This window comes from Ruegeria sp. CDSA241, from assembly GCF_059611265.1.
This window is the reverse complement of record NZ_JBXWPF010000017.1, coordinates 26,243-38,879: the sequence shown is the minus strand read 5'-3', so window position 1 is coordinate 38,879 and position 12,637 is coordinate 26,243. Positions and strand designations below refer to the sequence as shown.

At 58.0% G+C, this 12,637-nt stretch carries 18 protein-coding genes; 12 read left to right on the top strand and 6 right to left on the bottom strand.

What is annotated here, in order from left to right:
- Positions 1-2: 2 nt before the first annotated feature.
- Genes fmt through AC2FJV_RS15380 form a run of 3 tightly spaced genes read left to right on the top strand, consistent with a single transcriptional unit; the run spans position 3 to position 1,398 of the window.
- Positions 3-917, top strand: coding sequence for a methionyl-tRNA formyltransferase (gene fmt / locus AC2FJV_RS15390; RefSeq protein WP_496714027.1), 915 nt, complete (start codon positions 3-5; stop codon positions 915-917).
- A 6-nt stretch (positions 918-923) separates the two neighbouring features.
- Positions 924-1,160, top strand: a complete 237-nt coding sequence (locus AC2FJV_RS15385; RefSeq protein WP_142639214.1) for a hypothetical protein — start codon at positions 924-926, stop codon at positions 1,158-1,160.
- A 1-nt stretch (position 1,161) separates the two neighbouring features.
- Positions 1,162-1,398 (top strand): GlsB/YeaQ/YmgE family stress response membrane protein, encoded by a 237-nt coding sequence (locus tag AC2FJV_RS15380; RefSeq protein WP_496714026.1) that lies wholly within the window; start codon positions 1,162-1,164, stop codon positions 1,396-1,398.
- A gap of 7 nt (positions 1,399-1,405) precedes the next feature.
- Here AC2FJV_RS15380 and AC2FJV_RS15375 read toward each other — a convergent pair whose 3' ends face one another.
- The 6 genes from AC2FJV_RS15375 to AC2FJV_RS15350 all read right to left on the bottom strand — a co-directional run bounded on the left by AC2FJV_RS15375 (position 1,406) and on the right by AC2FJV_RS15350 (position 5,232).
- A complete protein-coding gene (locus AC2FJV_RS15375; RefSeq protein ID WP_281973506.1) occupies positions 1,406-2,035 on the bottom strand; it encodes a trimeric intracellular cation channel family protein in 630 nt (209 codons plus the stop codon).
- Positions 2,032-2,499, bottom strand: coding sequence for a ribonuclease HI (gene rnhA, locus AC2FJV_RS15370; RefSeq protein ID WP_496714025.1), 468 nt, complete (start codon positions 2,497-2,499; stop codon positions 2,032-2,034). The genes AC2FJV_RS15375 and rnhA overlap by 4 nt, the downstream gene beginning before the upstream one ends.
- Positions 2,492-3,076, bottom strand: a complete 585-nt coding sequence (locus AC2FJV_RS15365; protein ID WP_496690323.1) for a class I SAM-dependent DNA methyltransferase — start codon at positions 3,074-3,076, stop codon at positions 2,492-2,494. The genes rnhA and AC2FJV_RS15365 overlap by 8 nt, the downstream gene beginning before the upstream one ends.
- Positions 3,073-3,525 carry a DUF3429 domain-containing protein gene (locus AC2FJV_RS15360; RefSeq protein ID WP_496678771.1) on the bottom strand — a complete coding sequence of 151 codons (453 nt, stop codon included), beginning with the start codon at positions 3,523-3,525 and terminating at the stop codon, positions 3,073-3,075. The genes AC2FJV_RS15365 and AC2FJV_RS15360 overlap by 4 nt, the downstream gene beginning before the upstream one ends.
- Complete coding sequence (gene ispH / locus AC2FJV_RS15355; RefSeq protein ID WP_496690322.1) at positions 3,522-4,472, bottom strand: 4-hydroxy-3-methylbut-2-enyl diphosphate reductase; 951 nt, start codon at positions 4,470-4,472, stop codon at positions 3,522-3,524. Before ispH ends, AC2FJV_RS15360 begins: the two co-directional genes overlap by 4 nt.
- A 190-nt stretch (positions 4,473-4,662) precedes the next feature.
- Positions 4,663-5,232 (bottom strand): LabA-like NYN domain-containing protein, encoded by a 570-nt coding sequence (locus tag AC2FJV_RS15350; protein WP_142639223.1) that lies wholly within the window; start codon positions 5,230-5,232, stop codon positions 4,663-4,665.
- A 140-nt stretch (positions 5,233-5,372) separates the two neighbouring features.
- Here AC2FJV_RS15350 and folK point away from each other — a divergent pair, with 140 nt between their 5' ends.
- The 9 genes from folK (at position 5,373) to rnc (ending at position 12,613) form a co-directional block, all read left to right on the top strand.
- The gene (gene folK, locus AC2FJV_RS15345; protein WP_142639232.1) at positions 5,373-5,942 is read left to right on the top strand and encodes a 2-amino-4-hydroxy-6-hydroxymethyldihydropteridine diphosphokinase; all 570 of its coding nucleotides are present in this window, start codon (positions 5,373-5,375) and stop codon (positions 5,940-5,942) included.
- Positions 5,943-6,036: 94 nt separating this feature from the next.
- Positions 6,037-6,390: a DNA-directed RNA polymerase subunit omega gene (gene rpoZ, locus AC2FJV_RS15340; protein WP_142639234.1), complete on the top strand. Its 354-nt coding sequence runs from the start codon at positions 6,037-6,039 to the stop codon at positions 6,388-6,390.
- Positions 6,391-6,416: 26 nt separating this feature from the next.
- Positions 6,417-8,549, top strand: coding sequence for a RelA/SpoT family protein (locus AC2FJV_RS15335; protein WP_142639236.1), 2,133 nt, complete (start codon positions 6,417-6,419; stop codon positions 8,547-8,549).
- Positions 8,550-8,565: 16 nt separating this feature from the next.
- On the top strand, positions 8,566-9,264 hold the full coding sequence (locus AC2FJV_RS15330) for a DUF2062 domain-containing protein (RefSeq protein WP_142639238.1): 699 nt from the start codon (positions 8,566-8,568) through the stop codon (positions 9,262-9,264).
- Positions 9,257-10,003, top strand: coding sequence for a pyridoxine 5'-phosphate synthase (locus AC2FJV_RS15325; protein WP_281995877.1), 747 nt, complete (start codon positions 9,257-9,259; stop codon positions 10,001-10,003). The genes AC2FJV_RS15330 and AC2FJV_RS15325 overlap by 8 nt, the downstream gene beginning before the upstream one ends.
- Positions 10,000-10,623, top strand: coding sequence for a LysE family translocator (locus AC2FJV_RS15320; protein ID WP_271951355.1), 624 nt, complete (start codon positions 10,000-10,002; stop codon positions 10,621-10,623). The genes AC2FJV_RS15325 and AC2FJV_RS15320 overlap by 4 nt, the downstream gene beginning before the upstream one ends.
- Complete coding sequence (gene acpS, locus AC2FJV_RS15315) at positions 10,620-11,039, top strand: holo-ACP synthase (protein ID WP_142639245.1); 420 nt, start codon at positions 10,620-10,622, stop codon at positions 11,037-11,039. Before AC2FJV_RS15320 ends, acpS begins: the two co-directional genes overlap by 4 nt.
- A gap of 57 nt (positions 11,040-11,096) precedes the next feature.
- Complete coding sequence (lepB, locus tag AC2FJV_RS15310; RefSeq protein WP_496694503.1) at positions 11,097-11,936, top strand: signal peptidase I; 840 nt, start codon at positions 11,097-11,099, stop codon at positions 11,934-11,936.
- Positions 11,933-12,613, top strand: a complete 681-nt coding sequence (gene rnc, locus AC2FJV_RS15305) for a ribonuclease III (RefSeq protein WP_271951343.1) — start codon at positions 11,933-11,935, stop codon at positions 12,611-12,613. The genes lepB and rnc overlap by 4 nt, the downstream gene beginning before the upstream one ends.
- Positions 12,614-12,637: the final 24 nt, after the last annotated feature.

Below are 12,637 nucleotides of genomic sequence, written 5' to 3'. Positions count from 1 at the left end.
GCATGCGGCTGATCTTTATGGGGACACCCGATTTCTCGGTTCCGGTGCTGGACGCGCTGATTGATGCGGGGCATGAGGTTGCCGCCGTCTACTGCCAGCCTCCGCGCCCAGCGGGCAGAGGCAAAAAGGATCGTCCAACCCCCGTTCATGCTCGGGCCGAGGCATTGGGACTGACCGTTCGGCATCCGGTCTCATTGAAATCGGCGGAAGAACAGGACGCCTTTGCCGCGTTGAATGCGGATGTGGCTGTCGTCGTGGCCTATGGCCTGTTGCTGCCCCAACCGATTCTGGATGCGCCATCGCAGGGATGTCTGAACATTCATGCAAGCCTGTTGCCGCGTTGGCGCGGGGCCGCTCCGATCCATCGGGCGATCATTGCGGGTGATGCGCAGACCGGTATTTGCATCATGCAGATGGAGGCTGGTCTGGATACCGGGCCAGTCCTGTTGCGGCGGGCCACCGACATTGGTGCGCAGGAGACCACAGGGCAGTTGCATGACCGGCTGTCTGAAATGGGCGCTTCTCTGATCGTCGAGGCACTGTCCAAACTGCCGAACCTGACGCCCGAGCCTCAACCCGACGACGGCGTGACCTATGCCGCCAAGATCGACAAGGCTGAGGCGCGTGTTGACTGGGCCAGACCCGCGGTCGAAATTGACCGTCAGATCCGTGGCCTGTCCCCTTTTCCCGGCGCCTGGACCGAGATTAATGGTGAGCGGATCAAGCTGCTTGGTTCCAAATTGGCCGAGGGGCAGGGTGTTGCAGGAGAGGTTCTTGACAACCAACTGAAGGTTGCCTGTGACGATGACGCGATTAAGCTGCTGCGCTTGCAACGGGCGGGTAAAGGGGCGCAAGATAGGGAAACTTTTCTGCGGGGGTGGCCGATTGCCGTTGGTACCCGCCTGTCATCGGAGTAGGCCGCCATGTTCATGATCCTGATGGGGACTGTCGTTATTGCTGGGATTGTCGGCTATCTGTCCGAGAAATCCGGCTTTACCCATAATGGCATTCTGCAGTCGATCATCATCTGCGTCGGTGGTGCGTTCTTGTTCTATTTCGTGCGCATCATGTTCGGGGTCAGCTTTGGCCCGCCTGGTCTGGATGCAGTGCTGTCCTCGATCGGGGCGCTGATCATCGTTCCGACCCATTGGAGGAAGTGACATGCCCGTCATCGCCCTGATCGTCATCGGCGCCGCTGCGGGTTTTCTGGCCACCCGCCTGATGCGGATCGAGGCAGATATCCCAACCACCATGCTGATCGGTATCATTGGTGCCTTGGTTGGTGGATTTCTTCTGCGGGCATTGGTCACGATGATGGGCTGGCTGTCCGGGTTCATCGGCGCTGTGCTGGGCGCGCTTCTGGTGATCTGGATCTGGCAGACCTATATGCGCCGCTAAGCCTTGATCAAGGGCGACTGCGTGGCGGGCGGCTTTTGTAGACGGGCAGTTTCCAGCCGAACAGCAGCGATCCTGCCCGCAATGCCCAGCAGATCAGGGCGCAGGCGGCAAGCACGGTCAGCTCCTCGAACCCCATCCGGTTGGCAATAACGGCCGCTACCGAGCCTGCAAGGGCGCAAGACACATAAAGCTCACCCTGTTTCAGCACCAGCGGAACCTCGTTGCAGACCACGTCCCGCATCAGGCCGCCAAAGCATCCGGTGGTGACACCCATCAACACCACGATCGTACCGGATTGGTCCAAGGATAATGCGACGCCCGTGCCGGCAGCGACCGCGATGGACAGGGCGAAACTGTCCAGCCAGACCAGCCAGTTATACCGGCTTTCGACCAGATGGGCTGTAAAGAACACAAGCACCGCCGCACTGCAGGCCATCAGGACATAGCTGGGCTGGCCAACCCAGAACACCGGATTTCGATCCAACAGCAGGTCACGCACCGTGCCGCCGCCAACGGCGGTCAGGCAGGCGATAAAGGCAAATCCTACAAGATCAAGCTGCGCGCGACTGGCGACCAATGCGCCGGTCAGCGCAAAAACCAGAACCGAGGCATAATCGAGCAGGTCCAAACCGCTCATGTCTGTGCCTTCTTTGGTTTGAATGGGGCCATGCCTGCGCGGGCCAGTTCATCGGCCTTTTCGTTTTCCGGGTGACCCGCGTGGCCCTTGACCCATTCCCAGGTCACATCATGACGCATCTGCGCCTCATCCAGCCGTTGCCACAGGTCGACATTCTTGACCGGTTTTTTGTTCGAGGTTTTCCAGCCGTTCATTTTCCAACCGAATATCCAGCCGGTGACGCCGTTTTTCACATAGGCGCTGTCAGTAATCACGGTGATTTTCGAGGCACGTTCGAGCGTTTCAAGCGCGCTGATCGCGGCCAGCAGTTCCATTCGGTTGTTGGTGGTTTCAGCTTCGCCGCCGCTCAGTTCACGCTGTTTCAGGACGGTGTCGCCGTCCATTGCACGCAGCAACACGCCCCAGCCACCCGGGCCTGGATTGCCAGAACAAGCACCGTCAGTATAGGCAAACAGTTCAGGCATGGGCCAGCACCAGAATGAAGCCATCGTAAGAACCCGCCAGACCTTTGCCGATCCCGGTCCTAATCCCGTCGATGGTAAAGCCGGCATCTGCCAGGGCCTCCTCGATCTCGTTCTGCGAGAAGTAGCTATAATAGCGATCCAGATGATCGCGATGTTCGCCCGTGCCCAGTTTGAGGCCCAGGAAAAAAACGCCCTGCGGTTTCAGCGCCCGGTGGATGGCCGCCAAATGGCGTGGGAAATCCTTGCGAGGCGCGTGCAGCAGCGAGAAGCTGGCGTAGATGCCGTCATATGCGGCCACTTCGGTCACGTCGTCGAAAGTACCCAGATGCGCGTCCACGCCATTGGCGCGCGCATAGTCAACAAAAGCGGGCGTCGCATCCAGCGCATGCACGCTCAGGCCCTGGCGTAGAAAGAACGCGCTGTCTGACCCGGGGCCCGAGCCCAGATCCAACACATGCCCCTTACCGACGGCATCGGCAAATTCCTGACGCGATGTCAGCTGCTCCGGTGGTAGAGGAACCTTGAGGTATTCGGCCACGTTGTTGGTATAGGCGTTGATAGTTTTGGGATCGCTCACAGATAGACTCCGACGGCAAGGCAGGCCAATACGACTGCGGTCAGCAAAATGCGCAACCGCATCCACCAGACTGGTGTTAGCCGCCAATACGAAAAGATGGCATCCAACACCAGTAGCCCGCCAAACCCCCACATCAGATTTGTGCCAGTGCTGACAGGCCCGCTGCCGGTTTTCAGAAAGGCCCACAGGGCGGGTAATGTGGACAGCGCATAACAGGTCGCGGCCTTGCTGCCAGAGGTTTTACTGGAAAACCCCCACAGCACGCCGGACATAAAGCTGAGGATGATCGCCCCATAATACAACTGGATATACGGACCGACAAAACGTGCGCCCAGTGCCTGTCGGCCCCAGTCGTTCAGATCGCCGTTCAGATAGGTCAGCGCGCCCCAGATGAAGGGGATCAGCCCGGCCAACCCCAGAAACAGCGGCGCCCTTGGTATGCCACTCATGCGGGTTGGCGCAGGACGCGCGGGACTTTGAACTCGACATTCTCGGTCGCTGTTTCGACCATCTCGACCGTCACATCGTAATGCTGTCTGAACGCATCAATAACTTCGTTGATCAGAACCTCGGGGGCAGAAGCGCCTGCTGTCAGAGCGATCGAAGAGATACCTTCGAGTGCGCGCCAGTCGATGTCGGTCGCGCGTTGCACCAGTTGGGCATAGCTGCATCCCGCGCGTGCCGCGACCTCGACCAAACGGCGCGAGTTTGATGAATTCGGCGCCCCCACAACCAACAGGGCATCGGACTTCCGGGCCACAACCTTGACCGCCTCTTGCCGGTTGGTTGTGGCGTAACAGATGTCTTCTTTGTGGGGGCCGACAATGGACGGGAACCGGGCCTGAAGTGCCTCGATGACATCCTTTGTGTCGTCAACCGACAGGGTCGTCTGAGTGACAAAGGCCAGTCTGTCAGGGTCGCGGACCTGGACGTCGGCGACATCTGCAACGGTTTCGACCAGCAAAACCTCTCCGTCCGGGAGCTGTCCCATGGTTCCGATGGTTTCGGGATGGCCCTTATGACCGATCATGATCATCTGCAGCCCGGCTTCGGCGTGGCGCTGTGCTTCGACATGGACTTTGGAGACCAGCGGGCAGGTGGCGTCGACATAGACCATCTGGCGCTGCGCCGCCGTCGCGGGTACCGATTTGGGAACCCCGTGCGCCGAGAATATCACTGGGCGATCGTCGGGGCAGTCTTCCAGCTCATCGACAAAGATCGCACCTTTGGCGCGCAGTCCATCGACCACGAATTTGTTATGGACAATCTCGTGCCGAACATAGACTGGGGCACCCCATTTCTGCAGCGCCATCTCGACAATCTTTATGGCCCTGTCGACACCAGCACAGAACCCGCGCGGGGCGGCAAGATAGAGGGTCAGGGGGGGCTTGGTCATGTCGCGTTCTCCTTACCGACACAGGTAAGTCTTTTCACGGCCATGGTCCAGTCAGGACAATGTCATTGATCCGACATGGTTCAATGCTAGCCAATAGGTGTTTTCAGCACCTGATCTTTGTTTAAAAGCGCGGCCAGGGTTTCCCCTGACCGCGCTAATTTTCAACCGAGTTTGCTTTGGGGCCAGGTTATTACCCGCCTGCGGCAACGGTGCGCGGTTCCATCGGCATTTCGCGCGGCGGGCGACCGATCACGTCGCGGAGATCTTCCAGCTCAATGAAGTTGTCGGCCTGGCGGCGCAATTCGTCCGAGATCATGGGGGGCTGGCTGCGGATGGTCGACACCACAGAAACGCGTACCCCCTGACGTTGCAGGCTTGCGATCAGCGGGCGGAAATCTCCGTCGCCGGAAAACAGCACGATATGGTCTACACGTGGTGCAAGCTCCATGGCATCGACGGTCAGTTCGATATCCATGTTACCTTTGACTTTCCGACGCCCCATGCTGTCGGTGTATTCTTTTGCCGGTTTCGTAACCATGGTGAAGCCATTGTAATGCAGCCAATCAACCAGTGGACGGATGGGCGAATACTCGTCATTTTCAAGTAGCGCTGTGTAATAGAAAGCTCTGAGCATCTTACCGCGGCGCATGAATTCCTGGCGCAGCAGTTTATAGTCAATGTCAAACCCCAGTGCTTTTGCGGCTGCATAAAGATTCGAGCCGTCGATGAACAGCGCTAGCCGTTCGTCTTTATAAAACATAAATAGATCCTTCCGGTACAAATCAGCGCGCTGCGTGTTACGTGAGTGAGGCTTGGGAAAATACAGCGCATTGATATCCCCATAATTAGGGGTTTTATGGTGTATCGCAAGTATGCAATTCGCCGAATATAGGGAGTAGGATGCGCAAAACCACCTCAAAAGCAGTGCTTGCCCTCGGCGCAAATCTCAAAGTGAGAGGTTTTGAGCCCCATCTGACGCTACGGCATGCCATTGACGCGATTTTGCGCCAGGGGCTGTTGATTCGGGCTGAAAGCCGCTTTTATGCGACCCCTTGTTTTCCTGAGGGCGCGGGCCCGGACTATGTGAATGCGGCCGTGTTGATCGAGACTGAAAGGTCACCCTTTGAGTTGCTGCAGATATTGCATGGAATTGAACATGATTACGGGCGTGAGAGGATTCAGCGCTGGGGAATGCGGACGTTGGATCTGGACCTGGTCTGTTACGATGATCTGGTTCTGCCCGACCGCGAGGTTTTTCAAAGCTGGTTATCTCTGCCACCCGAAGATCAGAAACAGCAGGCGCCGGATCAGTTGATCCTGCCGCACCCAAGGGTACAGGATCGTGCGTTTGTGCTTGTTCCCATGGCGGATGTTGCCCCGAACTGGCGGCATCCGATACTGGACCAGACCGTCATGGAAATGCTTGCGGGGCTTCCTTCGGACGATATTGCGGCAGTTACCCCGTTATGATTGGTGCATTTGCAGCATTTCCTGCTTGTCAAGGCAGGGATTCGCCCTTAGATAAACCTCTTCCTGACATGGATTCAGTAACGGAGAGCGCCCCATGGCCCGCGTGACGGTTGAAGATTGCGTAGACAAGGTTCCGAACCGGTTTGAACTGGTGATGCTTGCCGCCCATCGTGCGCGCGAGATTTCCGCCGGTGGTCCGATCACCGTTGACCGTGACAACGACAAAAACCCGGTTGTTTCTCTGCGTGAGATCGCTGACGAGACTCAAAGCGCTGATGAGCTGCGCGAGCGGCTGATTGAGGCCAACCAGACCCAAATCGAGGTCGACGAGCCTGAAGAAGACCAGATGGCGCTGCTGATGGGTGCGGAAACAGACAAGCCTGCGGATGACGACATGTCCGAAGAAAAGCTGCTGCGCGCTCTGATGGAGGCTCAAGGCCAGGGGTAATCCCCACAAATGAAGGTGCGGACCGGATGATTTCTGCTGAAGACCTGATTGCGCTGGTCCGCAACTACAATCCCAAGACGAATGCAGACCGCATTGCCAAAGCTTATGAGTTCGGCAAGCAGATGCATGATGGGCAATTCCGCCATTCTGGCGAGCCCTATTTCACCCACCCTGTTGCCGTTGCCGCCATCCTGACCGAACAGCGTCTGGATGATGCGACTATTATCACGGCGCTGCTGCACGATACGATCGAAGACACCAAGGCCAATTACGGCAAAGTGTCTGAGCTGTTTGGCGAAGAAGTCGCCAAGCTGGTTGATGGGGTCACCAAACTGACAAACCTTCAGCTGTCCAGCCGCGAAACCAAACAGGCCGAGAACTTCCGCAAGCTGTTCATGGCGATGTCCAAGGATTTGCGGGTCATTCTGGTCAAGCTGGCAGACCGTCTGCACAATATGCGCACGATCAAGGCGATGCGGCCCGAAAAGCAGATCGTCAAAGCGCGCGAGACGATGGATATCTACGCGCCGCTTGCAGGCCGTATGGGTATGCAATGGATGCGGGAAGAGCTGGAAGACCTCGCCTTCCGCGTTCTCAACTCTGAAGGCCGCCAGTCCATCATCCGCCGCTTCATCACGCTGCAGCGCGAAACGGGTGACGTGATCCACCGGATCACCGGCGACATGCGGCACGAACTTGAAAAGGCCGGGATTGAAGCCGAGGTTTTTGGCCGTGCCAAGAAACCCTATTCGATTTGGCGTAAGATGCAGGAAAAGGACCAGGGGTTCTCGCGTCTGTCCGACATCTACGGGTTCCGCATCATTACGCAAAGCGAAGAAGACTGCTATCGAACCCTTGGCGCGATCCACCAGCGTTGGCGCGCCGTGCCGGGGCGGTTTAAGGATTATATCAGTCAGCCGAAATCGAACGGTTACCGGTCGATCCACACCACCGTTTCAGGCCGTGACGGCAAGCGGGTCGAGGTTCAGATCCGCACCCGTCAGATGCATGATGTCGCCGAAACTGGCGTGGCCGCGCACTGGTCCTATCGGGATGGCGTGCGTTCGGAAAACCCCTTTGCAGTCGACCCGGCTAAGTGGATCGCCAACCTGACCGAACAATTCGACAGCGAAGAGGATCACGAGGATTTCCTCGAGGCGGTCAAGCTCGAGATGTATTCGGACCAGGTCTTTTGTTTCACGCCTAAGGGGGACGTGGTGAAACTGCCGCGTGGTGCGACGCCGATCGACTTTGCCTATGCCATCCACACGCGCATCGGGCACGCCTGTGTGGGGGCCAAGGTTGATGGTATTCGCGTGCCACTTTGGACCCGGATCAAGAACGGGCAGTCGGTGGATATCATAACAGCTGACGGTCAGACTCCCCAAGTCACGTGGTTGGAAATTGCCGTCACCGGCAAAGCCCGTACAGCCATTCGTCGCGCCCTGCGCGAGGTTGACCGAGAGCGGTTCATCAAGCTGGGCAAAGAACTCGCACGATCGGGATTTGAACATGTCGGGCGCAAAGCGACCGACAAGGCGCTGGACACTGCTGCCAAGCATCTGCGCCTGAAAGACCGGCATGAGCTGCTGGCGCGCCTGGGCAGTGCAGAACTAACTGCCCATGATGTGGTCAGCGCCGTCTACCCAGAACTGACGCAGGATGATGGTGATGCCATTCCGATGCGCCGGGCCGTGATCGGTCTTGAGCCGGGGCAGAAGTTTGACCGCGCCCCTTGCTGCCAGCCATTGCCGGGTGAACGGATCGTCGGGATCACTTATCGCGGCAAAGGTGTTGTCGTGCATGCAATCGACTGTGATCGCCTGAGCGAATACGAGAGTGAGCCCAAACGCTGGGTCGATCTGCACTGGCACTCGGGAACTCACCCGGCTGTTTACGGGGCAACGATTGATGTTACGATTGGCAATGACGCAGGTGTGCTGGGTCGCATTTGTACATTGATCGGCGAGAAAAAGGCCAATATCTCGAACCTAGAATTTGTGGATCGCAAACCGGATTTTTACCGCCTGCTGGTCAACGTTGAACTGCGCGACCTAGAGCAGTTGCATTCGTTGATGTTGATGCTTGAGGCCGAAAGCGATGTTGCAGCGGTTGAACGTTTCAGAGACAGAGCTAAATCCGCAGTTGCGGCTGGCTGAGAAGGGGTGATCAGGAGTGGTATTCAAGCGCCGAGATCGACGCTCGCCTGTCCAGATCGCATCGGAATTCGTCTATCCTCGTGGTGGCTGGACCCGGGCCTTTCACTATGTGAAACACCGCGTCCGGCGATTGCCGGATTCACCTGAACGCATCGCCCGCGGGGTAGGGTTTGGAGTGTTTGCGGCCTTTACACCTTTTTACGGGCTGCATTTTGGCATTGCCGCCCTGGCTGCGCGATTGTTCAACGGCAATATGCTGGCTGCACTCAGCGGTACGTTTTTCGGAAACCCTTTGACCTATGTGCCCATCGGGGTGGTTTGCCTTCAGACCGGGCATTTCCTGTTGGGCACCGAGTTTGAAGAGGGCGACACCCATGGGCTTATGGGGAAGTTTGCCAATGCGATCGGTGATCTCAAAGACAACCTGATTGCAGTATTCACTGACCGGGTAGCTGACTGGCACGGGCTGGGAATTTTCTACGACGAGGTTTTCTTTCCGTACCTGATTGGCGGCATTCTTCCCGGATTGCTGGCTGGGGTGGTTTGCTACTATCTCAGCCTGCCGCTGGTCCACACCTATCAGCAACGGCGTCGCGACAGGATCAAAAAGAAGTTTGAAGAAATCAAACGTCTGGCTGAATCCGAGGCTGCCGTTCCAGAGTCAAACCAACTAGGCTCGAGCCAGGATTTGGGAAAGGAATCAAAGGATGTCTGAGAACCGTTTGCGTCTCGGTGTGAATATCGACCATGTGGCCACAGTGCGGAATGCACGTGGTGGGGTCTATCCCGACCCTTTGCGCGCGGCCACGCTGGCCGAGCAAGCCGGTGCAGATGGTATTACTGCCCATCTGCGCGAAGATCGCAGGCATATTTCGGACGCAGATATTGACGGGTTGATGGAGGTTCTTTCGGTACCTCTGAATTTTGAAATGGCAGCCACGCCCGAGATGCAACAAATCGCTTTGCGCCATAAGCCGCACGCGGTCTGCATCGTCCCCGAAAAGCGCGAGGAACGGACTACCGAAGGCGGGCTGGAAGTCGCGCGCGAAGAAAACAAACTGGCCCATTTCATTGCACCTTTGCGTGATGCGGGCTGTCGCGTGTCGATCTTTATCGCCGCCGACCGTCGCCAGATCGAGGCCGCGCATCGCATCGGCGCCGAAGTGATCGAACTGCACACAGGCGCCTATTGTGACGCCCATGCCGAAGGCAAACTGGATGAGGCAGCGCAAGAGCTGGAAGGCCTGCGCGACATGTCCACCTTTGCCCATTCGCTTGGCCTCGAAGTGCATGCCGGACATGGTCTGACATACGACACGGTCAAACCTGTCGCCGCTTTCCCCGAGGTGCGCGAGTTGAACATTGGTCACTTTCTGATTGGCGAATCGATCTTTTTGGGCATGACCCCCGCCATTCAGGAAATGCGCCGCCTGATGGATGAGGCGCGGGGATGATAACCTCGGGTTTCATAGCAATCTGGATCGCCTGGCTGATGGCCGGAGGCTCACCCGGTCCGGCAACCATGGGCATCGCCGGAACTGCAATGAACGAAGGCCGCCGCGCCGGTCTGGTCTTTGCACTGGGCATCTGTGCTGGGTCCGCTGCCTGGGGCATCGCCGCCGCGCTGGGCCTGTCGGCGATCATGCTGGCCAATGTCTGGGTGTTCGAAGTGATCCGCTATGTCGGTGTAGCCTATCTGGGCTGGCTGGCGCTCAAGGCCCTGAAACGGGCGCTGTCGTCGGATGAGATGGCGTTGGGCAACCCGGTCACCGGCTCGCTACGCACCATCTTTGCCAAAGGCGCGGCGATTCACCTGACCAACCCCAAGGCGATCCTCAGCTGGGGCTCGATCTACGCAATCGTTGCCCCGAATGACGCCAGCTTGTCGATGCTGCTTGGCTATTTCGGCCTGCTTTACGCGGGCTCGTTGCTCATTTTCATCAGCTATGCATTCCTGTTCTCATCCGAACGCACAGTCCGCGCCTACCGCCGCGCCCGCCGCTGGTTCGATTTTGCCTTTGCCGGGTTCTTTGGGGTGGCAAGTTACAAGATTTTGACGGTGCGGTTGTCATGATCCTAGGCATCGGCACAGACCTCGCAAACATAGACCGCATTCAGGGCACGCTCGACAGGTTTGGTGACCGGTTCCGTAATCGCGTTTTTACCGACACTGAACAACGCAAGGCTGAACGCCGCGCCGACACAGCAGGCACATACGCCAAGCGCTGGGCCGCGAAAGAGGCATGTTCCAAGGCGCTGGGCACCGGGCTTCGTATGGGGATTTCCTGGAAGGACATGGCTGTCACCAACCTTAAAACCGGCCAGCCAGTGATGCATGTGACCGGTTGGGCGGCGGAACGGCTCAACGATATGACCCCCGAGGGTCATGCGGCGATCATCCACGTCACCCTAACCGATGACCACCCCTGGGCGCAGGCCTTCGTGGTGATCGAGGCGCGCCCAATTCGCGAACGCAGCGCTCTGTCTTGACTAACCCCGCCGCGCCGCGCATGTAGCACCCCAACAAACCAAGGACCGGAGAGCAGTATGGCCGAGGACGTCAAAACCGGAAATCCCGTGTGGGAGACGATCAAAACCATCGTCTATGCGCTGTTGATCGCGGGCGTTTTCCGTACCCTGTTCTTTCAGCCGTTCTGGATTCCGTCAGGGTCGATGAAACAGACCCTGTTGATCGGGGATTTCCTGTTCGTCAACAAAATGGCCTATGGATATTCCTATGCCTCTTGCCCCAGTCTGATCATCCCCAGCGTCGGCCTGAATATCGACGCCGAAGATGTTTGCGGCTGGATGCAAAGCGATGACAACTCGCGTATCTGGGCCGGTGATCCCGAGCGCGGCGATGTGATCGTATTTCGCCATCCGGTGACGGGCCGCGACTACATCAAACGCCTGATTGGCCTGCCCGGTGATCGTATCCAGATCATTGAGGGCCAGATCATCCTGAACGGGACGCCGGTTCCACAGCAGCCCGATGGGGTCTTTACCGAGGTCGCGGCTCCGCAAGGTCCGCAGGGTCTGCGCCCGCGCTGTGAAAACGGCCCGGTTGGCCGTGGTGGCGTGTGTGAGAAATCCCGCATGATCGAAACCCTGCCCAACGGGGTGTCCTATGATGTGCTCAATATCGGTAATCAGGGGTCGGACAATACCGGCGTCTATACAGTGCCCGAAGGCGAATACTTCTTTATGGGCGATAACCGCGACAATTCCAGCGACAGCCGCCTGCCGCAATCGGCCGGGGGTGTCGGATATGTACCCTATGAAAACCTGATTGGTCGTGCAGATCGTATCATGTTCTCATCCGCTGGCCGGTCGATGCTGTTCTTCTGGACCTGGCGCGGAGACCGCTTCTTTAAGGCTGTGAATTGAAGCTTTCCGCCGAAATAAAGGCGTTTCAAAAACGTCTGGGGCATGAATTTGCCAACCCCGAGCTGCTGGTGCGTTCGCTGACCCATGGATCGGTTTCGTCCGCCACGCGCCCGGACAACCAGCGGCTCGAATTTCTGGGTGATCGGGTGCTGGGTCTGGTGATGGCGACGGCCTTGCTGGAGGCGGACAAAAAAGCGAGCGAAGGTCAGCTTGCACCCCGGTTCAATGCGCTTGTGCGCAAAGAGGCCTGTGCAGATGTGGCGCTGCAGATTGATTTGGGTGCTGTACTGAAACTGGGCCGATCTGAAATGCTGTCCGGAGGGCGGCGCAAACAAGCTTTGCTTGGCGACGCGATGGAGGCAGTCATTGCTGCGGTTTATCGCGACGCCGGGTTCGAGGTCGCCAGCGCCGTTATCCTAAAGCTCTGGGGTGATCGCATCCACGATGTCGAGGCCGACGCCCGTGACGCCAAAACGGCGCTTCAGGAATGGGCGCAGGCACGGGGCCAGAAACCGCCCAGCTATGTCGAAGTCAGACGCTCTGGCCCGGACCATGCGCCGGTCTTCACCATCGCTGCGCGTCTTCAGGACGGGGCGGAAGAGCAGGCAACAGCAGGGTCAAAGCGTCAGGCCGAACAGGCGGCCGCCAAGTCGTTGCTGGACCGTTTGCAGAATTAGTCTACCGGGTAAAAATAGTCGGTC

Coding starts and splice junctions, on each gene's coding strand:
- AC2FJV_RS15320 (WP_271951355.1), top strand. CDS start 10,000: ATGATAACCTCGGGTTTCATAGCAATCTGGATCGCCTGGCTGATGGCC.
- folK (WP_142639232.1), top strand. CDS start 5,373: ATGCGCAAAACCACCTCAAAAGCAGTGCTTGCCCTCGGCGCAAATCTC.
- acpS (WP_142639245.1), top strand. CDS start 10,620: ATGATCCTAGGCATCGGCACAGACCTCGCAAACATAGACCGCATTCAG.
- AC2FJV_RS15325 (WP_281995877.1), top strand. CDS start 9,257: ATGTCTGAGAACCGTTTGCGTCTCGGTGTGAATATCGACCATGTGGCC.
- AC2FJV_RS15380 (WP_496714026.1), top strand. CDS start 1,162: ATGCCCGTCATCGCCCTGATCGTCATCGGCGCCGCTGCGGGTTTTCTG.
- lepB (WP_496694503.1), top strand. CDS start 11,097: ATGGCCGAGGACGTCAAAACCGGAAATCCCGTGTGGGAGACGATCAAA.
- fmt (WP_496714027.1), top strand. CDS start 3: ATGCGGCTGATCTTTATGGGGACACCCGATTTCTCGGTTCCGGTGCTG.
- ispH (WP_496690322.1), bottom strand. CDS start 4,472: ATGACCAAGCCCCCCCTGACCCTCTATCTTGCCGCCCCGCGCGGGTTC.
- AC2FJV_RS15375 (WP_281973506.1), bottom strand. CDS start 2,035: ATGAGCGGTTTGGACCTGCTCGATTATGCCTCGGTTCTGGTTTTTGCG.
- AC2FJV_RS15335 (WP_142639236.1), top strand. CDS start 6,417: ATGATTTCTGCTGAAGACCTGATTGCGCTGGTCCGCAACTACAATCCC.
- rnhA (WP_496714025.1), bottom strand. CDS start 2,499: ATGCCTGAACTGTTTGCCTATACTGACGGTGCTTGTTCTGGCAATCCA.
- AC2FJV_RS15385 (WP_142639214.1), top strand. CDS start 924: ATGTTCATGATCCTGATGGGGACTGTCGTTATTGCTGGGATTGTCGGC.
- AC2FJV_RS15360 (WP_496678771.1), bottom strand. CDS start 3,525: ATGAGTGGCATACCAAGGGCGCCGCTGTTTCTGGGGTTGGCCGGGCTG.
- AC2FJV_RS15350 (WP_142639223.1), bottom strand. CDS start 5,232: ATGTTTTATAAAGACGAACGGCTAGCGCTGTTCATCGACGGCTCGAAT.
- rpoZ (WP_142639234.1), top strand. CDS start 6,037: ATGGCCCGCGTGACGGTTGAAGATTGCGTAGACAAGGTTCCGAACCGG.